The sequence below is a fragment of the Sporolactobacillus nakayamae genome (assembly GCF_900113325.1).
In the GTDB taxonomy this organism is placed as follows: Bacteria; Bacillota; Bacilli; order Bacillales; family Sporolactobacillaceae; genus Sporolactobacillus; species Sporolactobacillus nakayamae.
Genome location: NZ_FOOY01000004.1, coordinates 70428 through 96332 on the forward strand (window position 1 = coordinate 70428; position 25905 = coordinate 96332).

The 25905-nt window shown below is 43.3% G+C and carries 19 protein-coding genes and 1 other RNA gene; 16 read left to right on the forward strand and 4 right to left on the reverse strand.

The window, feature by feature from the left end:
• Positions 1-60 precede the first annotated feature (60 nt).
• The 11 genes from BM003_RS02615 to BM003_RS02670 all read left to right on the forward strand — a co-directional run bounded on the left by BM003_RS02615 (position 61) and on the right by BM003_RS02670 (position 14946).
• Positions 61-573, forward strand: coding sequence for an adenine phosphoribosyltransferase (locus BM003_RS02615; RefSeq protein WP_093669829.1), 513 nt, complete (start codon positions 61-63; stop codon positions 571-573).
• A gap of 296 nt (positions 574-869) precedes the next feature.
• Positions 870-3041, forward strand: coding sequence for a RelA/SpoT family protein (locus tag BM003_RS02620; RefSeq protein ID WP_093669831.1), 2172 nt, complete (start codon positions 870-872; stop codon positions 3039-3041).
• Positions 3042-3058: 17 nt separating this feature from the next.
• On the forward strand, positions 3059-3505 hold the full coding sequence (gene dtd / locus BM003_RS02625; RefSeq protein WP_093669833.1) for a D-aminoacyl-tRNA deacylase: 447 nt from the start codon (positions 3059-3061) through the stop codon (positions 3503-3505).
• Between the two features lie 492 nt (positions 3506-3997).
• On the forward strand, positions 3998-5260 hold the full coding sequence (gene hisS, locus BM003_RS02635) for a histidine--tRNA ligase (RefSeq protein WP_177184594.1): 1263 nt from the start codon (positions 3998-4000) through the stop codon (positions 5258-5260).
• 23 nt (positions 5261-5283) lie between these two features.
• Positions 5284-7056 (forward strand): aspartate--tRNA ligase, encoded by a 1773-nt coding sequence (gene aspS / locus BM003_RS02640; protein ID WP_093669837.1) that lies wholly within the window; start codon positions 5284-5286, stop codon positions 7054-7056.
• 77 nt (positions 7057-7133) lie between these two features.
• Positions 7134-7319: non-coding RNA, 6S RNA (ssrS, locus tag BM003_RS02645), on the forward strand.
• A 302-nt stretch (positions 7320-7621) separates the two neighbouring features.
• Positions 7622-10057 carry a glycosyltransferase gene (locus BM003_RS02650; RefSeq protein ID WP_093669839.1) on the forward strand — a complete coding sequence of 812 codons (2436 nt, stop codon included), beginning with the start codon at positions 7622-7624 and terminating at the stop codon, positions 10055-10057.
• Positions 10054-11163 carry a hypothetical protein gene (locus BM003_RS02655; RefSeq protein ID WP_093669841.1) on the forward strand — a complete coding sequence of 370 codons (1110 nt, stop codon included), beginning with the start codon at positions 10054-10056 and terminating at the stop codon, positions 11161-11163. Before BM003_RS02650 ends, BM003_RS02655 begins: the two co-directional genes overlap by 4 nt.
• A 65-nt stretch (positions 11164-11228) precedes the next feature.
• On the forward strand, positions 11229-12650 hold the full coding sequence (locus tag BM003_RS02660; RefSeq protein ID WP_093669843.1) for an MBOAT family O-acyltransferase: 1422 nt from the start codon (positions 11229-11231) through the stop codon (positions 12648-12650).
• Between the two features lie 11 nt (positions 12651-12661).
• Positions 12662-13867, forward strand: a complete 1206-nt coding sequence (locus BM003_RS02665) for an alginate O-acetyltransferase AlgX-related protein (protein ID WP_093669845.1) — start codon at positions 12662-12664, stop codon at positions 13865-13867.
• A gap of 158 nt (positions 13868-14025) precedes the next feature.
• The gene (locus tag BM003_RS02670; RefSeq protein ID WP_177184595.1) at positions 14026-14946 is read left to right on the forward strand and encodes a glycoside hydrolase family 5 protein; all 921 of its coding nucleotides are present in this window, start codon (positions 14026-14028) and stop codon (positions 14944-14946) included.
• An 11-nt stretch (positions 14947-14957) separates the two neighbouring features.
• Here BM003_RS02670 and BM003_RS02675 read toward each other — a convergent pair whose 3' ends face one another.
• The 3 genes from BM003_RS02675 to BM003_RS02685 all read right to left on the reverse strand — a co-directional run bounded on the left by BM003_RS02675 (position 14958) and on the right by BM003_RS02685 (position 18216).
• Positions 14958-15713: a prepilin peptidase gene (locus tag BM003_RS02675; protein WP_093669849.1), complete on the reverse strand. Its 756-nt coding sequence runs from the start codon at positions 15711-15713 to the stop codon at positions 14958-14960.
• 343 nt (positions 15714-16056) lie between these two features.
• Positions 16057-16755: an RsfA family transcriptional regulator gene (locus BM003_RS02680; protein WP_093669851.1), complete on the reverse strand. Its 699-nt coding sequence runs from the start codon at positions 16753-16755 to the stop codon at positions 16057-16059.
• Between the two features lie 123 nt (positions 16756-16878).
• Positions 16879-18216: a replication-associated recombination protein A gene (locus tag BM003_RS02685; RefSeq protein ID WP_093669853.1), complete on the reverse strand. Its 1338-nt coding sequence runs from the start codon at positions 18214-18216 to the stop codon at positions 16879-16881.
• 257 nt (positions 18217-18473) lie between these two features.
• On the opposite strand from BM003_RS02685, the gene cymR reads away from it, so the two are divergent.
• The 5 genes from cymR (at position 18474) to recD2 (ending at position 24365) form a co-directional block, all read left to right on the forward strand.
• Complete coding sequence (gene cymR / locus BM003_RS02690; RefSeq protein WP_093669855.1) at positions 18474-18896, forward strand: cysteine metabolism transcriptional regulator CymR; 423 nt, start codon at positions 18474-18476, stop codon at positions 18894-18896.
• A 63-nt stretch (positions 18897-18959) separates the two neighbouring features.
• Positions 18960-20126, forward strand: a complete 1167-nt coding sequence (locus BM003_RS02695) for a cysteine desulfurase family protein (protein ID WP_093669857.1) — start codon at positions 18960-18962, stop codon at positions 20124-20126.
• A complete protein-coding gene (mnmA, locus tag BM003_RS02700) occupies positions 20123-21259 on the forward strand; it encodes a tRNA 2-thiouridine(34) synthase MnmA (RefSeq protein WP_143128423.1) in 1137 nt (378 codons plus the stop codon). The genes BM003_RS02695 and mnmA overlap by 4 nt, the downstream gene beginning before the upstream one ends.
• Positions 21260-21294: 35 nt before the next feature.
• Entirely contained in the window at positions 21295-21963 is a 669-nt protein-coding gene (locus tag BM003_RS02705; RefSeq protein ID WP_177184596.1) for a tetratricopeptide repeat protein, read from the forward strand.
• Between the two features lie 41 nt (positions 21964-22004).
• Positions 22005-24365, forward strand: a complete 2361-nt coding sequence (gene recD2 / locus BM003_RS02710) for an SF1B family DNA helicase RecD2 (protein WP_093669861.1) — start codon at positions 22005-22007, stop codon at positions 24363-24365.
• A 360-nt stretch (positions 24366-24725) separates the two neighbouring features.
• Here recD2 and BM003_RS02715 read toward each other — a convergent pair.
• A partial coding sequence (locus BM003_RS02715) for a hypothetical protein (protein ID WP_177184597.1) occupies positions 24726-25905 on the reverse strand: 1180 nt, incomplete at its 5' end.

Genomic DNA, 25905 nt, shown 5'->3' on the forward strand with positions numbered 1-25905 from the left:
CACATAGCAAGATACACATAGAGAATGGAATCATTTATGGAAACGGAGAGGGTACAAAGCATGGATTATAAAAAATACATTAAGTCAATCATGGATTTTCCAACGAAAGGCATTAATTTCAGAGACATTACATCACTCCTTGAGGAAGGTCCGGTCTATCATTCCGCCATTGATGAATTAGCAGAATTTGCTAAAAGCAAACAGGCAGAAATTATTGTTGGACCTGAGGCACGTGGATTCGTTATCGGCGGACCGCTTGCTTATTCGTTATCTATTGGTTTTGTTCCGGTTCGCAAACCGGGGAAACTTCCGCGCGAGATCGCCACTGTTTCCTACGAAAAGGAATATGGTGTGGATACTTTATGCATGCATAAAGATTCAATCAAACCTGGCCAGCGGGTACTTGTTACCGATGATTTGCTGGCGACAGGCGGCACGATTGAAGCTACAATTAATTTGGTGAAACAACTGGGCGGTGTTATCGCCGGCGTCGCCTTTCTGATTGAATTGACCGATCTCGACGGTGCAAGGCTGCTCAAAGAATATGACGTCTTATCTTTAATTAAATATTGATTGGATGATCCGGAGTGCCTGGAATCAGGCACTCTCTTTTTCACATCACAGAACCCGCGCGCCGACGGAGGTTTTGTCAAAACGCCCTATGGGTACAATGGACAGTAATTACTTTACTTTATCACGCACTTCTTCGATAATATTCTTTAAAGGTGATCAATGTCAGGGACGATGGTCACCCGCCTTCTGTCACTGTACTTACTTATTGACTTATTCGTCTGAAATTACTTACTATAATGTTTCAACGTTTTCGTTCACAGAATCGGGAAATGAGGCCACACACAGGTGATGATACTATGACGATGGAAGAACTTATTCAGCAGGCATCAACCTACTTAGATGAAACAGATATCGAACTAATTCGCAAAGCGTACCGTTTCGCGGACAAGGCGCACAAGGGGCAAGTCCGTAAATCCGGCGAGCCTTATATAATGCACCCGATTGAAGTTGCTGGAATTCTTGTGCAATTGAATATGGATGTCATTACAATCGTGAGCGGATTTCTCCATGATGTTGTGGAAGACACGCCGATCACACTTGAAGATATTCGCAAGGAATTCGGAGACAGTGTCACTGAACTTGTCGACGGTGTGACGAAGCTCAGACATTTTGAGTACACATCGAAGGAAGACCAGCAGGCAGAAAATCACCGCAAAATGTTTGTGGCAATGGCGCGAGATTTAAGATGCGTCATTGTGAAGCTTGCGGACCGATTGCATAACATGCGCACATTGAAATACATGAGCCACGAGAAACAAATTCAAAAAGCGAATGAAACATTGGAAATCTTCGCACCTTTAGCCAACCGCTTAGGTATTTCTGCGATCAAATGGGAACTCGAAGATATTTCACTCCGCTATCTCAAGCCGCAACAATACTACAAGATTGTCAATTTGATGAAGCAGAAGCGCGACGAACGCGAGGCTTACATCGCGCAAGTCGTCGAAGATCTGAGAGAATATGTTAAATCCGTACATATCGAAGCCGAGGTGTCCGGGCGGCCGAAGCATATTTATAGCATCTATCGCAAGATGGTCAATCAACATAAGCAATTTAATGAAATCTATGATTTGTTTGCGGTCCGGATTATCGTCCAGAGTATTAAGGACTGTTACGCGATTCTTGGAATTATTCATACGCATTGGAAGCCGATGCCTGGGCGATTTAAAGACTACATCGCGATGCCGAAGCCCAATATGTATCAATCGCTCCATACTACGGTCATTGGACCTAAAGGCGACCCGCTCGAAGTTCAGATTCGCACCGAGGAAATGCATGACGTCGCTGAATACGGGATTGCGGCGCATTGGGCGTACAAAGAGGGCAAAGTCAAGAACATCAACAACAAGTTTGAGGACAAACTCACTTGGTTCCGTGAAATCCTTGAGTATCAGAATGAAACGGACGACGCCAAGCAATTCATGGAGTCGCTCAAGATGGACTTTTTCTCGGATACTGTGTTTGTGTTTACACCAAAAGGTGATGTGATTGAACTCCCTGTCGGATCTGTTCCGATTGATTTCGCCTATCGTATTCATACGGAAATTGGCAATAAAACAGTCGGCGCAAAGGTGAACGGAAAAATGGTGCCGCTCGATTATAAGCTCAAAACCGGCGATATTGTCGATGTGAAAACATCGAATCACTCGTACGGACCAAGCCGTGACTGGCTGAAAATCGCGCAAAGTTCTGCGGTAAAGAATAAAATCAAGCAGTGGTTCAAACGCCAACAACGCCAGGAAAATGTGGCGAAAGGTCGTGAAATGCTTGAGAAGGAATGCCGCAGTCAGAATTTAAGTCTGAAGGACAATCTAAGTGAGGAAAAGATCAATGAAGTAGCAAGGAAGTTCAACTTCTCTCATGAAAATGAACTGTTTGCTGCGATTGGCTATAGCGGGATAACCGCAAAACAGGTGGTTACGCGCCTTGTCGAGGATGACCGCAAAGCCCCTGAGACGACTGAGGCAGAGGAACGGATGAAACAGCTTTCCGAGCCGAAACCAAATCAGCATCGGAAGACTTCGCTTGGCGTAAGCGTGAAGGGTGTCGACAACCTGCTTGTTCGCCTCGCGCGATGTTGCAACCCGGTACCCGGTGACGCCATTGTCGGATACATTACACGTGGGAGAGGTGTCACCATTCATCGCGTGGATTGCCCGAATATCAAAAATGAAGAGGATCAGCGGTTGATGGATGTCGCATGGGAAAATAACGAATTCAAAGCCAAAGAATACAATGTGGATATTGAGATCACGGCGTATGACCGGAACGGCCTGCTCAACGAAGTGCTTCAATGTGTCTCTGACTCGCATACAGCCATTAACGGTATCTCAGGCCGAGCAGATAAGAACAAAGTGGCAACGATTCATATGACCATTTTGATCACCAATATTGATCATCTCTATCGTGTTGTTGAGAAAATCAAACGGATTCCAGACATCTATTCGGTTCGCCGAGTGATGGCGTAGTAAAGGATGGATTTAGAATGAGAGTAGTCTTGCAGCGCGTGAAGCACGCAAAGGTTGAGATTGATGGGAAAACGGTTGGACAAGTTGGTCATGGACTTCTTTTGCTGGTCGGCATCAAAACCGGCGACACGGAAGAAGACCTTCAGTATGTCGCTGATAAATTATCCGGCTTGCGTATTTTTGAAGACGATGGCGGCAAAATGAATCGGTCGGTTCGTGACGTCGAAGGGGCGATTCTATCTGTTTCCCAGTTCACACTGTATGGAGACGCGACCAAAGGCAGGCGCCCGAGCTTTATTGAAGCGGCGCGACCGGAAATCGCAGAACCGTATTATGAGGCGTTCAATGATAAGCTGAGAGCAAATGGCCTTCACGTTGAAACCGGTGTTTTCGGGGCTGATATGGCTGTCTCTCTTGTTAATGACGGACCGGTGACATTAATTATCGAGAGCAAAAATCATTAATTAATGGGCTGAACGATTAACGCCGGCATCGAAGGTATAAATTTTCGCCAAACCTTGACAATTTAACTGAAGATACGTAGTATAGAAGAACGAACAAAGCCTGTGATGGAGAGGTTTTCAGATGATCTGCCGAAAGAGAAGGTGCGCCTTAGGCTGAAAGCGCGCCGGCATGGATTACTGAAAAGCGACACTCCGGAGGCGCTTTTCTAAACGGCCTAACTATTGTGGTCAGTAGGAAAAGACGTACCGGGCGTTAACCGGTTTTCACGAGGAAGCATCTGCATCGATGCTTTAAATGAGGGTGGCACCACGAAGTTTATTCGTCCCTTGTCTGTCGGCTCGCCGATGGACAAGGGCTTTTATTTTTTTAAATCCAAACTCATTAATTTAATGATGAGCAGTGAGAAACTAAGGATGAAACGGATGTTGCGGCTGCCAAGCGCCATTTGAGCAGCCGTAAGCATCTTGATATTGATGAAGGAGGAACGTACTGTGACAATTCAGATCCCCCGCGGGACTTACGATGTTTTGCCGGAAGATGCTTTTAAATGGCAGAAAATCGAAGAAACAGCACGAGAAGTGTGCGCGCTGTTCAATTACAAAGAAATACGAACCCCAATCTTTGAATCGACCGATTTATTCCAGCGCGGCGTTGGCGACACAACCGACATTGTGCAGAAGGAAATGTACACATTCAAGGATCGCGGCGATCGTGATTTAACGCTGAGGCCGGAAGGAACCGCATCGGTTGTTCGCGCTTATGTGGGACACAAGCTGTTCGGTTTGCCGAGCCAGCCGCAGAAGCTGTATTATATCGGGCCGATGTTCCGTTATGAACGCCCTCAAGCAGGACGAAACCGCCAATTTACTCAGTTTGGCGCGGAGGCGCTTGGTTCGGCAGATCCGTCCATAGATGCTGAAGTAATCGCGCTTGCAATGACGTTCTATCGCAAGATTGGCCTGAAAAAACTGAAACTCGTCTTGAACAGCCTAGGTGATCCGGAGAGTCGCGCCGCACACCGTGAAGCGTTGATCGCTCACTTCAAGCCGTCAATCGGTGAATTCTGCGCGGATTGCCAGAAACGGTTGGAAAAGAACCCATTGCGGATCCTTGACTGCAAGGCCGACCACAATCATCCACTGATGGCGACAGCACCGTCAATCATTGACTATCTGAATGATGCCTCACGCGACTACTTCGCTAAAGTTAAGGTCATTTTGGATGAGATGGGCATTGAGTATGAGCTCGATCCGACGCTTGTGCGCGGGCTCGATTATTACAACCACACAACCTTTGAAATCATGGGTGCAAGCCAAGGGGCAATCACAACGCTGATGGGCGGCGGACGTTACAACGGACTCGTGAGCGAGCTCGGCGGTCCGGAAACACCGGGGATCGGCTTCGCCTTGAGCATCGAGCGCCTGCTTCTGGCTCTCGAAGTCGAAGCTGTGTCGCTGGATACTGATCGCTCGCTTGATTGCTTCGTTGTCGCAATTGGAGAAAAAGCGGAGCAGAAAGCACCGGTATTGCTGAATCAATTACGCCTCGCCGGACTGCATGCAGATAAAGATTACATGGAGCGGAAGGTCAAGGGGCAGTTCAAGCAAGCGGATCGCGACAAAGCCAAATTTGTTGTTGTGATCGGCGATGAAGAACTGGACGCGCAGAAAGCTGTTGTCAAGAACATGGCGGACGGCGTGCAGGAAGAAGTCGCCTTTACACTGCTGACTAACTACATTAAGGAAAAAATCTGATTCATATTGATGGGGTGAATGAAATGTATCGCAACGCAAATTGCGGTGAATTAACCGAAGCATCTGCCGGAAAGAAAGTCACATTAGCCGGTTGGGTGCAAAAAAGAAGGGACCTCGGCGGCGTTATTTTTATTGACCTGCGCGACAGGTCCGGCTTTGTCCAGATTGTGTTCAATCCTCAGGTAGACCAAGAAGCCTGGAAAAAGGGAGATAAGCTGCGCAGCGAATATTGCGTCACCGTTACAGGTGAAGTCGTTAAGCGCGATCCTGAAGCGGTTAATGAAAAAATTAAAACCGGAACGATCGAAGTCATGATCAGCGAAATCACATTGCTGAACAAATCAAAGACGCCGCCGTTTCCTATTGAAGATGGCATTGAAGCTTCCGAAGACATTCGTCTGAAATATCGCTACTTAGATCTCAGACGTCCGGAAATGCTCGAAACATTTAAACTGCGTAATAAAATTACACATACGTTGCGCGATTTTCTTGACGAAAAGGACTTTATGGATATTGAAACACCAATCCTTACCAAGAGCACGCCTGAAGGCGCACGTGACTATCTTGTGCCAAGCCGTGTTCATCCTGGTGAATTCTATGCGCTGCCTCAGTCGCCTCAGCTGTTCAAGCAACTGCTGATGGCTTCCGGCATTGAAAAATATTATCAGATCGCGCGCTGCTTCCGCGATGAAGATTTGCGCGCTGACCGCCAGCCGGAATTCACACAGGTCGACATGGAAATGTCTTTCTTTGAAGTCGACAAATTCCAAGCGATGGTTGAAGAGATGATTGTTCGCGTCATGAAGGATGTTAAAGGTATTGATATTCCGCGTCCGTTCAAGCGTCTTACATATGCAGAAGCCATTGATTTTTATGGCAGCGACAAACCGGACACACGTTTCGATATGAACTTGATCGACCTGACTGACATCGCAGCCGACAGCACTCTAAAGGTATTTAAAGAAGTTCAAGAAAAAGGCGGGCTAGTTAAAGCAATCAACGCAAAAGGTGTTGCGTCCCAATTTTCACGCAAGCAGGTTGACGAAGACTTACGCGCGGTCGTCTCTCCTTATGGAGCGAAGGGCCTAGCATGGCTGAAAGTGGAAGAAGGCGGCATGAAGGGACCGATCGCCAAGTTCTTTGACGATGCGCTCAATGCGCGAATCATTGAACGCACAAACGCCGAACCCGGGGACTTGCTGCTCTTTGTCGCGGACAAGAAGAAGATCGTTGCCGACAGCCTCGGCGCACTGCGACTGCATCTCGGCAAGCTGCTTGGTCTGATTGATAAATCAGCATTCAATTTCCTGTGGGTGACACACTTCCCATTACTGTCCTATAGCGAAGAAGAGCATCGTTTTGTCGCGGAACACCATCCATTCACGATGCCTGTGCTTGAGGATCTTGAACGGATTGAAAGCGATCCGGGCAGCGTACGCGCTCAGTCGTTTGATATGGTACTTAATGGATTTGAACTTGGCAGTGGTTCCGAACGTATCTCGAATCACGATCTGCAGGAAAAGATGTTCAAGGTACTCGGTTTCACAAAGGAACGCGCTGAAAAACAGTTCGGCTTCCTGCTCGACGCATTCGATTACGGCGTTCCGCCGCATGGCGGCATGGCGCTTGGTATCGACCGTATTGTCATGTTGCTTGCCGGTCGTTCCAGCCTGCGTGACACGATCGCTTTCCCTAAGACGGCGAGCGCTTCCGACCTGCTCACCAAGGCGCCGAGCGAAGTCGGCCTTGCTCAACTGAGTGAACTGCATCTTGATGTAGCAACTATACTCAAGTAAGCTTCCAGCACTATCCAGGCAATCTGACCTTGATAAGCGCTTTCAGATATGTTAAGATAAACACATAAGTTAAAGAAGAAATCCTGAAGTGTTAGTCGAATGTCGTTATGTTTTGACCGAACATATTTTGATCGGGAGTCCGATGTTTTCACTCGGAGCGCATGCCCTGTTTAGGGACTCGCAAACTGTGGAACGGGGCACCCACCTGCCTATAAGAGCGGGTTTCAAAACTGCGGCTTTGCAACGGCACGTTTGGGATTTTTTTTTATGAATTAATAGTAATCAGCAGTGAGATAAGGTTATCTCACTGCTTTTCAATTTGGAATGATTGAATATTAGTTTTGAAAAGGAAATCCTTCTCAAGCGATACTTTCCGGTAGAGATTCTTTCTAGTTGTTCGATCTTTTTAACTATAGTATCATTTACTTATTCTTTTGTTCCTAGTATTTGGTGAATGTCTTTTCAAATATTTTTATCTATTTTCTTAATGTTTCTACTTTATATTTTCTAATAAGATGACAAAATTAGTTTTTTATCCCTTTTAATAAAAAGGTAGGGAGTTCTAATGCCCCAACTTAATACAGATTTAGAAAAAATACAAGTAACGAATAGATCAACTAGTGGGGAAACGATCATTAGGACGGGATTAAACTCACTAAGAAATAAAGTGCTCTTTCTTGGAACGTTTATCAGTACCATTGTCTATATGGTATGGAGAATCTTTTTTACAGTACCACTTGAATACGGGTATACCGCTTTATGTATCGGCATTATCTTACTAATTGTAGAGATGGCAGGAATGCTAGAAGCTGCCGAGCATTTTTATAGCATGTCAAATATTGTTCATCCAAAAAAACCAACACCACCTAAAAAATGGTACCCGGACGTAGATGTTTTTATACCGACATATAATGAGCCTATTGAATTGCTTCGCAAAACGGTAAATGGTTGCTGCCGCATGGATTATCCAGATAAATCAAAAGTGCATATTTACATATGTGATGATGGCAATCGCCAAGCAATGAAAATTCTTGCTGACAAAATGGGTGTTGGTTATTTAACGAGAGAAGAACACGAAGGAGCAAAAGCTGGAAACTTAAACAATGCTTTGGAAAAAACTTTTTCACCACTGATAGCTACTTTCGATGCGGATATGATTCCAATGCACGATTTTTTAATGTCATCTGTCCCATTTTTCTATTATCGTGATGACAAAAAGTGTAACGATCATGAGAATAATGATTGGAGAAGAATTGGATTCATTCAGACTCCACAAGCTTTTTATAATCCCGATCTTTTTCAACATAATTTATTTTCGGAAGATCGTATTCCAGATGAACAAGATTATTTTTATCGTGACGTGCAGATTTCTAGAAACAAGACAAACTCTGTAATTTTTGGTGGTACAAATGCAGTGATTTCACGTGAGGCATTGTTCAGTGTTGGTGGATTTTGCACTGAAGTCATTACTGAGGACTTTGCAACTGGTATGCTAATTCAAAATGAAGGATTTATTTGCTATGCTATTGATGATCCACATGCAATTGGACAAGCACCATATGATCTAAAAAGCTTGATTAAACAACGCATCCGTTGGGCGCGCGGCTGTATACAGACTGGTAGAAAGCTTAACTTTTTATTTCTTGATGGTTTGAGTTTAAAGCAAAGATTTAGCTATTTATCTTCAATACTTTATTGGTTTAATCCAATTAAGAGATTTGTTTATATTATGTCACCAATTTTATTTACAGTATTCGGTATTATTGTTGTACGATGTACCTTAATAGAAGTTTTGCTATTTTGGCTCCCTATGTATTTGTTTCAAAATGCTACTCTTCGCTTTTTATCAAAAGGTATTCGCAATACACGGTGGACAAGTGTTTATGACACTATTCTTTTTCCAAGCTTATTTTTACATGTTATTTTTGAAGCTATAGGAGTTAATAAAAAAAGTTTTGCAGTTACGAGAAAAGATGGAACACAAAATGGTCGACTTTATGGATTTTTACATGCAATTTCCCATGTTGTTCTGGCGATTTTGAGTATTGTAGGCATCATTTTCAGTATCGAAAAGTCACTTTCTTCAGGATCATTTACTTTTATAGTTCTATTATTTTGGCTAGTAACGAATCTCTATGCCTTGCTAATGGCGATCTTTTTTATGATGGGTCGTCCAATGGTGAGAAAAGCTGAACGGTTTAGGGCAAACATTGATTGCTCACTGTCTTGGGATGGAAAGATTGTGAATTATAAAACATTTGATATATCGGAAAATGGTCTTTCTTTACTATTAGACTATCCAGATTATATTCCAGATCGCCCAGGGATTCATATCCATTTATGTTCTGAATTGTACCAGTGTACTTGTGTTGGTGAACTTGTTAATGTTATGCAATTTGGTGATAATTGGAAATATGCGTTTACTATTACGAGAATTGATGATTCTGAAAAAGACAATCTTTACAGTCTTGTTTATGATCGTCAACCATCGTTACCGATTAAGCTTGGAAACAGCATAAGTTTTTTTGATGATCTAACCATCAACCTTTTTAGACGTATGAAGCAGCCGATGGGTTATAATCGTAAGTTAGCCCGTGTGCCTCTTGATAAAACATTGAATTCCGAACAGTCAGGTCCGGTTGTAATTAATGATTTTAACTATGAATACATGCTTGTATCATCTAGGCATCAGCTCAATAATCATCAGACGCTTACATTACATGTATCCGACAATTGTAAAATAAAAGCTGTATTAAAAAGACAATATATTATTAAACGTACGAAAGATAAGAGCAAATCAAGACGAAGAAATCCATTTGTTTATCTATTCCTAGTCACTAATGTTGAAGATATTGTTGGTAGCAAGGAATTTAAAGAAGAAATGATGGCTTGGATTCAAGAAGCGAGAGCTAAAAAAATGGAACAAATTCGTGAAGAAGAACGCCGATCAAAAGATACGCAACATGCCGATGAGTTCTATGAAAGGAATTATTTATCATGAACAGTTCTCATTCGTTTTTGAAAGTTGTCATTTCACTAGTTGCAGTTACCATGGTTTCTTTTGCGATTGTGAATGCAACTTACGCTCTATCAATAAAATCAACTGTTTTTTCTCCAACAATATTAAAGGTCTACACAAATGGAGTGGATGTTAATCAAAAAGAGTGGGGGCCAACGCACTATGTTGCTAATCTAGGTACTACTGAACAAAAAAATAAAAAAAAGTATTATACGGCATCGTTTTATGAGAATCGTACAAGAAATATGACTTCATTCGGAGGGATGATTTTAAACTTTTCGAACCCAAATAAAAGTACAATCCGATTTAATTTTTCATTAAATGACGGGAGTAAAAAAATTTGGAAAGTGGGAAATCAACAATTTGTAGCTTTTAAAGAAAAAAAAGATAAATATTGGGAATCTTCTCAGGCTGAGTATGGTGCAATTTCAATACCAAAGGGATTTGATGGACAAATCTATATTCCATTTTCGAGTTTGAATAAAGAACAAAACAAGTTAAATTTATCAAATATTAAATCTTGGGGAGTCAGCTTTACTCTTAATGCTAATCAACAACGACGCGTTATTTTTGGGGATTTTTCTTTAGTGAATAAAAGATTTTCTTTTAAAGCAAATAAGATTCTTGATCAATTAATTATTGGTGATGATTTTGTTCAGATCCCGGTTGCCCAAAGTTCAATAGCAGAGTATACAATTCGTTCTGCGTATAAAGGACAACCAAAGCCAGTATTTAAAATGGCTAGCGATTTAAGTGGTGTTAGTATAAGTAAACGGGGCACGCTAAGCATCAGTAAACCAATAAAACCACAAACAATACGAATTCTGGCTTTGTCACCTGATGGATCGCGATCATCAAAGGCTATTCATTTATATGAGTCATGGACTGCCCATAGGAAAGCAAGCGATGGAGTTCCATATAAGATTCCCAATGTAAATCAGGTTAAATCACCAATGCATGTGGACAGCTTCCTTGTTAATAATCGATTCATGCATTGGATGCGAGTTGCTATTGTTTCAACCATGATCATACTTACACTCATTTATTTTTGGTGCAGAAGAATGACAATAAAGAGATATCATAATTAACAAAGCAAGCTATAAAGGTGCAGAAAAGTCATTCAAAAGTACAGTGAGGTTTATGGAGGATTGTTATGCTTTTTTCAAGTATTATTTTCATTTTCTATTTTCTTCCAGCCGTTTTAGTTTTATATTTTGTTAGTAGTTTTTCAAAGACATTACAAAATATTGTGCTCTTGTTTGCTAGTTTGTTTTTCTATGCATGGGGAGAACCACGTTTTGTCATTGTAATGATTGCATCAATTTTATTTAATTATCTTTTTGGCGTTTTCATTAATCTTTCAAAAAAAAGCAGATCTTGGTCTCGAACATTATTAATAGTAACTATTGCAGGAAATCTTAGCACACTCTTTGTCTTTAAATATTTGGATTTTGTACTTCGCAATATTAATTTGGGAGCACATTTAAACATTCCTATTCCTGAAATTGTATTACCGCTTGGAATATCTTTTTATACATTCCATGCTTTGTCATACATAATTGATGTATACAGAGGGACAGTCAACGTTCAAAAGAATATAATTTACCTTGCCCTTTATATTGTTATTTTTCCAGCATTAATTGCTGGACCGATCGTTCGCTACAATACTATTGCGGACCAGTTTGTTAATAGAACAGAAACTTGGAGAAAATTTTCTGTTGGTTGTTGTAGATTCTTGACGGGGCTGGCAAAAAAAGTCCTTATTGCAAATAACATGGCAATAGTTGCAGATCACATATTTACATTGAGTGCGCATTCGTCAATACCTGTCACCCTTGCATGGCTTGGAGCCATTGCGTATACTTTTCAAATTTTCTTTGACTTCTCTGCTTATTCCGATATGGCTATTGGTTTAGGGCTAATGTTTGGATTTGAGTTCGAGGAAAACTTTAATTATCCATATCTTTCTAGATCTATTTCTGAATTCTGGAGAAGATGGCATATCTCACTCGGCACGTGGTTTAGAGATTACGTTTATTTTCCACTTGGCGGTTCACGTGTAGACAGTACGGATAAACTAGTGAGAAATTTATTCATAGTATGGACCTTAACAGGGATTTGGCATGGCGCAGAATGGACATTTGTTTTTTGGGGGCTTCTTAACTTTATATGTATCGCTTTTGAGAAACTATTCCGCTTTGATGAATTAGTAAAAAATAATTTTGTGAAACATATATATGCGCTTTTCATCATTATTATCGGTTGGGTCATCTTCCGCGCTGAGAATTTGAAAGCAGCAGGCAATTATCTGGGTTCAATGTTTGGACATGGAGGTTTTTGGAGCGATATGGCCTTTATGTTTGTTAAGGAATATTTTGTGTTTTTTATTATCGCTTTGATTCTGTGTGCACCAATAGCTAAACGTGTAAATCGAATAATTGTGGATCAAAAATATCCTGTAATTAGCACGACTGTTGGGATAATGTATCCACTTGTCGTTCTTGGATTATTTGTCGTGTCCGTCACCTATCTAGTAAAAGGAAATTATAATCCCTTTATTTATTTTCAATTTTAAGGAGCAGCGTTATGAAAAGATATTTTATTGTACGGTTAATAACATCAATACTCTTTCTAATTATTTTATTTTCATACGCTGTCATTAATTTTTCATTTGCTCTTAAACCACTAAAAAATACCATTGTTAACATGAAGCTTACATCTTTAAAATCGAATATTAATGCTATAAATTCAATAATAGATGATAATATAGTGGGAAAATATAAGATGATTGATGGTTTTGGCTATTTGCAAAAACTAATGGATAAAAATGAAGAGTCAAATTTCGAAGTAGTGAAAGATACGGAAGGTAGTTTACATTATACTTATTTCGCTACAGGAGCTAATAAAGTGAACGATCTAGCAGATCGTCTTGCACGATTAAAGAACGAAATTGATAATAAAAAAACTCAAGTAATCGCGCTTATGCCACCTGATAAATATATAAGGGGTTACACTAAGTTTCCAAAAGGGATACCTTACTCATATGCGAATGAAACCGCGGACAATTACCTTAAGTCTGTAAGAAAACATGAAATAAAAACTTTTGACTTTAGAAAAAATTTGTTGAAAAGCGGTATTCCGGCTGATCAATTATTTTACAAAACAGATCATCACTGGAAAATTCAAACGGCATTTTGGGCTTATCAACAACTAGTAGGTTATTTGAATCACGAAAATAATGCAAAATTGGATCAACATAAATATTATACTAATTTAAAAAATTATAATCAGATAACATATAAACATTCTTATTTAGGATCAATGGGGACAAAAGCAGGCCCTCTCTATGCAGGAATTGATGATTTTACGCTTATTTACCCGAAATTTAAAACTGATTTTGATTTCCGTATCAATGATAAGGATTATAAGATTCATACACAAGGGCGTTTTGAAGAAGCTTTAATTAATGCAAGACCTTTTTATCAAAAGGGTAGCGATCAGTTATTCGCTCTTGAATCTAATCAGTATTTTTCTTACCTCTATGGAAACCACGGACTGGTGCACATAACTAATAAACAAAATCCAAATGGTCCAAAGGTGTTATTCATTAAGGATTCTCTATCAGTTCCTTTAGCTGCATTTTTGGCAAATGTATGTTCAAATGTCTATTTAGTAGATCCAAGATACTATCATGACAGTATTCCAAATTTAATTAACAAAGAAAATAAATTGGATTACGTATTTATGTCTGTCTACCCGCAAAACTTAACAAATGAATTTTTTCCTTTTTAGTAGCCTTTGATCATATTTGTTGGAATGGGGGGTGTCCATGACTAATGAAGGTTAATAAAGTCCGATTGATGATTATCATGTTTCTCATATGCGTACTTCTTTTAACAACTGTTTCTCTAACTTGGTTCATACGGAATAAAACGGGGGAAAAACGTCCATTGGAATTACGTTCAATGAATATTGGTAACGCATTAGATGCTCCGCGTAATCAGCCATGGGATGTCAAGATGAATTCGGATTACTTTAAAATTATTAAAAAGGCAGGTTTCAATTCTGTTCGATTGCCTGTGCGTTTTTCAGATTATGCCAAGGATAACCCTAATAATGTTTTAGATGAAGTGTTTATGAAGCAAGTTGATGGATATATCAAAGAAGCCCTCTCTCAGAAGTTAACGATTATTTTGGACTTACACCACTTCCAAGAAATAATGAAAAATCCTGATAAGTATCATAGATGTTTCTTGCGTATTTGGCAACAGCTTTCTGAGAGGTACAAGAATTATCCTTCCGGTCTAATATTTGAAGTTTTGAATGAACCTCAAGAGAATCTTGAAGGAAATTTATGGAATAAGTACATGGCGGAGGCGATTAAGATTATTAGAAAATCAAATCCGACCAGAACAATCATCGTAGGTCCTGATAATTACTATTCTCTTTATCGACTTAATGCCTTGAAAATTCCAAAGGATGATCATTTAGTTGTCTCGTTCCATTATTACGAGCCTACTACTTTTACTTTTCAAAAAAGTCCATACTTAGGCTTCCAAAAATATCATGATGTGCAATGGAATGGGTCCTCAGATGAAGTAGATACAATAAAGAACAAATTTTCAAAGGTGAGAAAATGGGCCGATGAACACGATGTCTCAATATATTTGGGTGAATTTGGTGCTAACAAAGAAGCGCCTTATGAGTCTAGAGTGCGTTGGACTAGAGAGGTTCGTGAACAAGCAGAAAAGTATGGGTTTAGTTGGGGTTACTGGGAATTCGCTTCTTTATTTGGTGTTTACGATGCTCAAAATAACAGCTGGGATAAACAAATGCTCAGAACACTCATTCCTAATAGTACAGACAAGTAAAAAAAGAAAGATTATAATATATATTTCTGATATAAGCCAAACAGATAGTCTCCCCAAAAAAGTGATGCAATCATGCCGATAGCAATGAATGGTGCGAAAGGAATTGGTTGTTTCCGTTGTATAAGTTTGAGCATACTGGCAATGGTGCAAATTACTGTACCTGAAAATAGGGCTAAAATTAGTCCGATGAAAACAAGCTTAGTACCAATAAGAATTCCTGCAACAGCGAAAAGTTTAACATCTCCTCCGCCAATTCCTCCATTGCTTAAGAATGCAATGAGAGCTAATAACAGAAAAATTAGACTGCAACCAAGAATAGGATCCCACCACGGATTCATTGGAAATATAATTCGATACCCAGAATAAATGATGAAAAAAGAAACAATAATCTTGTTGGGTATCAGCATTGTTGAAAGATCAGTTACGATCGTAATTGTGACAAATGATATGAGTAGTAAACTCGTAGATAATTCATGAAAGTTAGTGAATTTCAAAAAGGCACAAAGAAACATAAGACCTGTGAGTCCTTCAATAATTGGGGAAAGTGGTGAAATCTTACAATGACAATTACGGCATCGACCTTTAAGAAATAGATAAGAAAAGATGGGGATTAAATCAAGAGTACGAATGTTTTGTCCACAATAAGGGCAATGAGATCGTGGAAATATAATAGACTCATTATTGACGATGCGATATCCAACAACATTAAAAAAAGAGCCAAAAATAGTTCCGATTACGGTTACATAAATACTGGTAATAGTGGTCATAATTTGCCTTCTCTCACTGATGTAGAAAATGATGAAGATAATGCTGATTATTCTTAGAGGGTGGGATGAAGATTAACATATTAATTAAAGTTTAATATAATCACGACTGTTTGAAAATGAAATAGTTCAGAAATGTTTGTCTAAATTTTGAAAAAATCCATTTAACAACTAAATTCAAATCCAATCTCATTCAGTTGTTTTCAGACTTCAACGACTATATTCTTTATCATACCATGGTGCTTCTGATGAATTATCAACATGATAATTGTCGTGTAAACATAATACACCCCCGGGCCATCTTTCACTCGGGGGTATATGTATCTTCTTTTCAATTATTTGAAGTTTACTTCGCAATTTTCTCCAGGTTGCCGTTTTGATCCATCTTGAAGGCGGGTGCTGAGGTTGCTTCTTGATCCTTGAAGGCGACCATGCGGCGTGCTCGGTCCATAATGCCGACGAGCGCTTGATAATCGTCTTCTACGGTTTGCTGGCGAACGGTTAATGCCTTTAGTTCTTGCTCCAGCTCTTTGACGCGCTTTTGCAGGCGGTTGTTTTCTTCCTTGAGATGCGTATTTTCTTTGTCGATTCGATCGCTCGTCGCGCTGCCGCTTTGCAGGTTCTGCAGATACTGAATGACATCGGCTAGATCGTTCGGGCGCTTCTCAGCAGGAGCGGAACTAGGCTGTGCTGTGGCTGCCGGCTGGAAGCTTTGCGTCTCGGCAGTGATTTCGTGGGGATCCAGAATCGTAGAAGTCTCCATAACGGGAAACGCGGCCGTCATCGGATGAACGGCCCGCCCGCGTTGCTCGGCGCGTTTTTTTTGCTTGCGTTGTTTTTTTGCTATTTCAATCGCTTGTTCATATTTTCTGCGTACGATTGCGTTCCAACGAAATCCACACGCTGCCCCGGTTCGATTCAGACGATCGCCCACTTCTTCAAAGGCGTCGAGCTGTGTGCTTCCTTCTCTTATATGGCGCAGGACGGTTTCTGCAAGCATAAGATCGTCTTCATGCGACCATGCATCTTGTCTCACTTTTGTCATGGTATAGGCTCCTTCTTGCATTCTTGTTGATTGGTAAAAAGGATTGACATTTTGCGAGACTTTTATACACGATCGATTTTCAAGAAAAATCCGGATTGGTTGAAGCTAAATTAAAATTGTTTTCTATCTTTTCTCCTGATCTCGCTTGGCGAAGTAGTCGAGCCGTTTCTGGACGGTTCGTTCATAGCCGCGCGGTGCCGGATGATAGAAGGTCTTGTTGCGTAAATGCTCAGGCAGGTAATCTTGAGTCACATAGCCCCCTTCGAAATCGTGAGGATAAAGATAGTCTTTACCGTGACCGAGCTTGGCTGCACCTTTATAATGGGCGTCACGCAAATGGATCGGAACTTCGCCGGTTTTTTCATTTTTCACCATGGCAAGCGCTTGGTCGATGCCAATAACTGCGGCGTTGCTCTTTGGCGCGGTAGCGACGTAGAGCGCAGCTTCGGCGAGCGGGATGCGCGCTTCGGGCAAGCCGATAAAGGTTACCGCGGTGACGGCGGCGTTGGCGACGAGAATGGCGTTCGGATCGGCCAAACCGACATCCTCAGCTGCATGGATGAAAATGCGCCGGGCAATGAATTTCGGATCCTCGCCTGCGGCAATCATTTTCGCCAGCCAATAGAGGGTAGCGTCCGGATCGGAACCGCGCATGCTTTTAATGAAGGCAGAAACTGTGTCGTAATGGTTGTCCCCGTTTTTGTCGTATTGCAGTACTTTTTCCTGTATGGATTCCTCAGCGACACTCCGGTCAATGTGAATGACACCGTCCTTGTCAGGGTCGGTCGTCAGCGCAGCGAGTTCGAGCGCATGCAGTGCGGTGCGGCTGTCGCCGTTCGCAACACGAACCAAATGATCAAAAGCCTCATCATCGACTTTTATGGCTACGTCACCATAGCCTCTCTTTTTATCCGTCAGCGCGTGCGCGAGAATTTCGCGAATCGCGTCATCGGACAAGGGCTCGAAGCGAAACAGACGGGAACGTGACAGCAGCGCGGCGTTGATTTCAAACATTGGGCTCTCGGTCGTCGCGCCGATCAGAATGATGGTCCCTTTTTCAACAGAAGGGAGGAGCGCGTCCTGCTGTCCTTTATTAAATCGATGGATTTCATCAATGAACAGAATTGTATTTTGATGGTCAAATTTAAGCCGTTCTTCAGCTGCGGCAATAATTTTGCGCAGATCGCCGACACCTGAAGTTACGGCGTTCAGTTGTTCATAGTAGGCAGATGTCGTGCGGGCAATGATATGAGCGAGTGTCGTCTTGCCGGTTCCCGGAGGACCGAAGAAGATCATCGGTGTGAGTTTGTCCGCCTGAATGGCGCGGCGCAGCAGCCGTCCTTTTCCGACAATCTGTTCTTGCCCGACAAATTCGTCCAGAGTCTGCGGGCGCATTCGGTCTGCCAAGGGGCGTCCGTTTAAATTGGATTGGTCATCGGTTGGAAGATCGAAGAGATCCATTCCGATCATCCTCTCATCTATCAGTATTTGTGCGAATCCTTATTGATTACGTGCAACTCCAAGCATTTTCGTCTATAATGATTTAAGGTCTGAACATAGTTTACCATAGTTTGGATACTATGTTCGCATTTTGCAGCTGTTTATGGGATCATGGACAGTCATAATAGGCAAGTGCGTGAACAAGGATACAATGAATGAATATAAAACGATTAACAACTAGTTAGATGCTATAGGATAACTGAAAAGGTGTGAATGATATGAAAATCTCAACAAAAGGTCGCTACGGTCTAACAATCATGATGGCGCTGGCAAAAAATAAAGGTCGCGGTCCGCTTTCGCTGAAGGCGATCGCAAATGAACATGACCTTTCGGAACACTATCTCGAACAGCTGATTGCGCCGCTTCGAAATGCGGGCCTTGTAAGCAGTATCCGCGGGGCATACGGCGGCTATGTGCTGTCGAAAATGCCAAGCGAAATTACGGCGGCGGATGTAATCCGCGTTCTGGAAGGTCCGATCCAACCGGTTGAAGTCATGGAAGACGATGATCCGGCCAAACGCGAGCTGTGGGTGAAAATCAGAGACGCGGTACGTGACGTTCTTCAAGGAACGACGCTGGACGATCTGATTCATTACGATTCCGATCCGCAAGTTCAGGATCCGGATATGTTCTATATTTAATTGACACGTGAATAGGGTTAAATGAACCCTGTTTTTTTAGGAATATTAAAGGAGTGATAGGGCGTGGATCCGATTTATCTTGATCATGCCGCGACAACACCGATTGATCCGGAAGTTTTGCAAATTATGGTGGAAACATATCAGAATGTAGTAGGTAATCCGTCGAGTATCCACTCGTTCGGGAGACAAGCGCGCAAGATTGTTGACGACTCGCGTCACACGATTGCCAAGTACATCGGCGCGCGCAGCCGTGAAATTGTATTTACGAGCGGCGGCACGGAAGGCGACAACATCGCGATTCTCGGCACGGCGTTTGCGAACAGTCATAGAGGAAAGCATATTATTACATCGAAAGTCGAGCATCATGGTGTACTCAAGACGTGCGCTTATTTGGAAAGCCAGGGTTTTGACATTGACTATCTCGACGTCGACCGTACAGGCAGAATATCCATTGATGAATTAAAAGCTAAGTTGAGAGACGATACGATCCTTGTGACGATCATGTTCGGCAATAATGAAGTGGGCACCATTCAGCCGATCCGTGAAATCGCTCATCTATTGGCGAATCATCAAGCCTATTTCCACACCGATGTGGTGCAGGCATTCGGTACTGCAGATATGGATGTAAAAGACACACCGATTGATCTGCTGTCGATGGCCGGACACAAGATCGGCGGGCCGAAGGGAATTGGCTTCATCTTTGTTCGTGACGGACTTTCGCTTCAGGCATACACACACGGCGGCGATCAGGAACGTAAGCGGCGTGCAGGGACTGAGAACGTGCCGGCAATCGCGGGTCTTGCCCGCGCGGTTGAGAAGGTTGGCGAACATCTTCATGAACGGATTCAGGAAAGTCTGCGCTCTCGTCAGATTATCCTTGAGACACTCGACGGTCAGAACGTAACTTATCAGGTCAATGGGAATCCGGAACACTTTTTACCGCAAGTACTGAATCTTTATTTTCCGGGCACGCGTGTGGAAACATTGCTGACCAGACTTGATTTGGAAGGCGTGGCGGTTTCAAGCGGCTCGGCTTGCACGGCGGGCTCTGTTGAACCGTCCCATGTGTTAACGGCGATGTTTGGAAAAAACGCGCCGGAGACGGGCAGCTCGATCCGCGTTAGTTTCGGTGAAGGCATGAAAGAAGATCGATTACGAGAAGCAGGTAAGATTATCGCGGAATCGGTTCGCGCGCTTACGTCTGCGGGAAAGGCTGGTGAATCGCTGTGACAACGAAATCCCCCAGTCAGACCAGGGTTGTTGTGGGTATGTCCGGAGGCGTGGATTCGACAGTCGCTGCTTTGCTTTTAAAGCAGCAAGGCTATGATGTTGTCGGCATCTTCATGAAAAATTGGGACGATACTGATGAAAATGGGATCTGCACGGCGACAGAGGATTATGAAGATGTCGTCCGTGTCTCTAATCAAATCGGTATTCCTTACTACGCAGTGAATTTTGAGAAGCAGTACTGGGATCGCGTTTTTACGTATTTCCTGGATGAATATAAATTAGGCCGCACACCAAACCCTGATGTGATGTGCAACAAAGAAATCAAATTCAAGGCTTTTCTTGATCATGCCATGGCGCTCGGCGCTGATTATGTGGCAACAGGGCATTACGCGCGCGTGGAGAGGCGTGACGGGAAAGCGGTGATGATACGCGCCGTTGATCAAAATAAGGATCAGACGTATTTTCTGAATCAGTTGTCTCAAGAGCAGATCTCTAAGGTGATGTTCCCGCTCGGCGATCTGGAAAAGCCGGAGGTGCGCGAGATCGCGCGCGAGCATCACCTGGCGACGGCGGAAAAGAAAGACAGCACCGGCATTTGTTTCATCGGCGAACGGAACTTCAAGCAGTTTCTGAGCACCTATCTTCCCGCAAATCGCGGTGAGATTCGGACAATTGACGGTGAACGGAAAGGCTATCATGACGGGCTCATGTATTATACCAATGGGCAGCGTCAAGGCCTTGGCATCGGCGGTCCGGGCGGGCCATGGTTTGTCTGCGGCAAGGACTTGAAGCGCAACATCCTGTATGTGGCACCTGGCGCCGACCATCCCGCGCTGTACTCACAAGGATTGATTGCAGACCATGTCAATTGGATTTCCGGGGAACCCTCGCAGCGTGTTTTCCACTGCACGGCGAAGTTCCGCTACCGTCAGAAGGATCGTCCGGTTACGGTTCATGTGCTTGATGATGGCCGGCTTGAGATTGTTTTTGATGAACTGGAGTGGGCAGTAACGCCGGGACAATCGGTTGTTCTCTATGATTATGATGCATGTCTTGGCGGCGGAACCATCGCGACCATTTTGAATCAAGGTACGGATACGGCACTCGATTTTACAGACTCGGCTTCGCTCTGAAGCCCGAGTCTTTTTCCACTTAGAAAGATTTGGTGATGATAACCGTGGCACACACAATGGAAGAAATCCAACATTTGATCGCAGAAAAAAAATATGAGCAGGCGGCGGCAGCTTTGGACCAATCGATTTCAGAGCATCCGAAAGATCCGAAGGGCTACACCAATTTCGGCAATCTGCTCATTGCGATGGGCGAGAGTTCTCGAGCGCTCGCTTTTTTCGAAAAGGCGCTCTCTCTCAATCATGCATATGGATCTGCGGCATTTGGCTATGGCAACGCGTTGTTTGAACTCGGACGATATAAAGAGGCGATGGATCGCTTTGCGGATGCCCAAAACAACGGTGTAAACAATGGAGATTTATTCTATATGATCGGCCGATCCGCACTTGAACTCGGTCATAGCGGCCAGGCGCTCGCAGCTTTTCAGCGTGCGGTTGAATTGAACGGCAATGATTTGGAGGCGCATTTTCAATATGCGCTCGCATTAGCGAAGCTTGGCGATCTGAATACGGCTGAAACGCAATTTTTAACCGTTATAAAGGCTCAACCGTCCCACGCGGATGCTTATTATAACCTTGGCGTCATCGCTGCTTTCAGAGATAATAAGGATAAAGCGCGCGAGTCGTTCAAAAAGGCGCTTGAGCTGAATCCGGGTCACATGCTTGCGGCTAACGGACTGCGCGCAATAGATGCGCAATCGAACTAATTGCTGAATGTGCAAAAAAGAGAGAAAGGACGGCGGAAAAGATGGAACAGGCGACCATGGATCTTTTTCCAGATCACACGACTTCGATTAAAGGCGAGCCGATCCGGATTGTTTTTCAGAACAGTGAGAACGGTTATACGGTGATGATCGTAAAAATTGATGAAACCAATGAACCAATCAGTGAAAAAGAGATTACAATGGTCGGCTACTTTCCCGCTGTCCATCTCTATGAAACCTATCAATTTGCGGGCAAACTGAAAACACATCCGAAATATGGACAACAGTATGTGGTGGAGAATTATCGCAAACAGCTGCCTAAGTCACGATCAGGTGTCGTGAACTATCTGTCTGGCGATCTGTTCCCGGGCATCGGCAAGAAGACAGCGGAAGCGATTGTTGGCGAGCTCGGGGAAAACGCGATTTCCGAGATATTAAATGATCCGTCCTGCCTAAACCGAGTGCCTAAATTGGATGAGGAGAAAAGTTCGATGATCTCAGACATCCTGCTGAAAAACGAGGGCCTTGAGAAGATTTTGATCGGACTCTCAGACTTTGGTTTCGGGTCGCAGATTGCGATGAAAATCTATCAAGCCTATGGTAATGAGAGTTTAGATGTGATTCAGGAAAATCCCTATCAATTGATTCAAGATATTGAAGGAATTGGTTTTCAGCGAGCCGATGAACTTGCGGCGAGTCTGGGGATTTCCGGGAATCATCCGGACCGCATTCAAGCCGCTTTTTTGTATTGGCTGAACGAGCGGGCGATGAATGACGGTGATGTGTTCATGCCCGAGCAGGAAACCGTTGCCGAGGTGCAAAAACTATTATCTGCCAAGGATGAAATTGACGAAGACGATTTGGCGCGCGAATTGGACGTTCTTGAGGAAGATGGAAAAATGGTACGTGATGGGGATCATCTCTATCTTCCACAACTTTATTATGCGGAAAAAGGAATCGTGACCGGGATCCAGAAATTAGTGGAGCAGGAGTCTGAGGAAGAATTCTCCGAGAGTGAATTTCTTAAAGCTTTGGGAAAAGTGGAGGACAAGCTGTCGATGCAATATGCGGACAGTCAGCAGCGCGCGATTCGTGAGGCGATTCAATCACCGGTTATGATTTTAACGGGCGGCCCCGGAACCGGGAAAACAACGGTTATCCGCGGCATTGTCGAAGTCTATGCGGAATTGAACAGCTACTCGCTCGAGCCTAAGGATTATGACGATGATCATCCCTATCCGGTTCTGCTTGTGGCACCGACCGGTCGCGCTGCGAAGCGGATGAAGGAGTCGACAGGTTTGCCGGCTGTAACGATCCATCGTCTGCTGGGATGGAACGGCGGCGCAGGCTACGCGCATGATGAGGATAATCAGATTGAGGGCAAGCTGCTGATTGTTGACGAAATGTCGATGGTGGATATCTGGCTTGCAAACCAGCTGCTCAAGTCACTTCCTGAAGAGATGAAGGTTGTCATTGTTGGGGATGAGGATCAGCTGCCATCGGTTGGTCCGGGACAGGTGCTCAGTGACATGATCCAGTCTGACGCGATTCCTGTGATTCGTTTGACGGATATTTTCCGGCAAGCAAAAGGATCCTCGATCATTGAGCTTGCTCACGAAATTAAAGAAGGCGCGTTATCCGACGTTACCGAACCGAAGAGTGACCGCCGTTTCTTTAAATGTCACCAGAATCAGGTGGTCGATCTCATCTGTCAAGTGGCAGCTGCCGCCGAAAAAAAAGGCTATCACCCGAAGGACATTCAGGTACTCGCGCCGATTTATCGCGGCAATGCCGGAATTGAGCGGATTAATGAGGCACTTCAAGAGCTGTTCAACCCTGCCGACGAGCAGAAACGAGAATTGACCTATGGTGATCACATCTTCCGTGTACACGATAAAGTATTGCAACTGGTCAATAACCCGGATGAACATGTATTTAATGGTGACATCGGCGAAATTTCCGCCATTTTCAAAGCGAAAGAGACAACGGATAAGGAAGAAACGGTCATTGTTACATTCGACTCGATCGAAGTCAAATATTTGAAGCATGATTTGAATCAACTGACACTTGCGTACTGCTGTTCCATTCATAAAGCGCAGGGAAGCGAATTTCCAATCGTGGTTTTGCCGATAGTCAAAGGTTATCACCGGATGTTGAAGCGTAATCTGATTTACACAGCGGTGACGAGAAGCAAGGATTCGCTTGTTCTATGCGGGGACGAGCAGGCTTTTAATCAGGCGATCAGCCGCAACGATGTCGATCAGCGTAATTCCAGTCTTGCCAGCAAGATTCGCGAGCGGCTGATTCTGATGAACGGCATGCCGGAGGAGGAAGAAGCCGTTCCTACAAATGATACGGAGGAAGTACAAGAGGAAACGATTGTAGATGAAAAAGTGGAAAAGTAAGAAATGAAACCCGAAGTTGACACTTCGGGCGTTATTCTTATTTGCAAACGTCCGAAATCACATACCGATTCTCATGCTCATTAAACGAATTTAACGTGAAAACATAGCCGATTGAATTTTATCGGCTATGTTTTGTTGTACATAAAATTTTGGGCTTTATCTGTTAATCAATTGACGTGAGATGTGCAACAACCTGTACGAAAAAACTACAGATGGGCGGTCACCTGCTAAATCAGGACAGCAGCCGAGTTTGAGGTTAGACCGAACCCGTGGAAAGTTAGACCGAAGAGAGGAAAAGTTCAACCGAAGAACAAAAGTTCAACCTAACGAGTGGAAAGTTGAACCGAACCCGTGGGAAGTTTAACCTAAGAGAACAAAAGTGCATGAGCGCTGATTCTTTTGCTTGAACGCTGATTCTTTTCTCTGAGCGCTGATAATTTCGCTTGAACGCTGATTCTTTTCTCTGAACGCTGATAATTTCGCCTGAACGCTGATTCTTTTGCCTGAACGCTGATAATTTCGCTTGAACGCTGATACTTTTCTCTGAGCGCTGATAATTTCGCTTGAACGCTGATTCTTTTCTCTGAACGCTGATTCTTTTGCTTGAGCGCTGATTCTTTTCTCTGAACGCTGATAATTCCGCCTAAACGCTGATACTTTTGCCTGAACGCTGATTCTTTTGCCTGAGCGCTGATAATTTCGCCTGAGCGCTGATACTTTCGCCTGAGCGCTGATACTTTCGCCTGAACGCTGATTTTTTTGCCTGAGCGCTGATAATTTCGCTTGAACGCTGATACTTTTGCCTGAACGCTGATTCTTTTCTCTGAGCGCTGATAATTTCGCCTGAACGCTGATTCTTTTGCTTGAACGCTGATTCTTTTGCTTGAGCGCTGATAATTTCGCTTGAACGCTGATAATTCCGCCTAAACGCTGATTCTTTTGCCTGAGCGCTGATTTTTTTGCCTGAGCGCTGATTCTTTTGCCTGAGCGCTGATAATTTTGCTTGAGCGCTGATTCTTTTCTCTGAGCGCTGATAATTTCGCTTGAGCGCTGATACTTTGCTCTGAACGCTGATAAATTTGTCTGAGCGCTGATTTTTTTGCCTGAGCGCTGATAATTTTGCCTGAGCGCTGATTCTTTTGCTTGAACGCTGATTCTTTTGCTTGAGCGCTGATACTTTTGCTTGAGCGCTGATAATTTCACTTGAACGCTGATTCTTTTCTCTGAACGCTGATAATTCCGCCTAAACGCTGATTCTTTTGCCTGAGCGCTGATTCTTTTGCCTGAGCGCTGATTCTTTTCTCTGAGCGCTGATAAATTCGCCTGAACGCTGATTAATTTGCTTGAGCGCTGATAAATTTGTCTGAACGCTGATAATTTCGCCTGAACGCTGATTCTTTTGCCTGAACGCTGATAATTCCGCCTAAACGCTGATACTTTTGCCTGAGCGCTGATTCTTTTGCCTGAGCGCTGATACTTTTCTCTGAGCGCTGATAATTTCGCCTGAACGCTGATTCTTTTGCCTGAGCGCTGATAATTT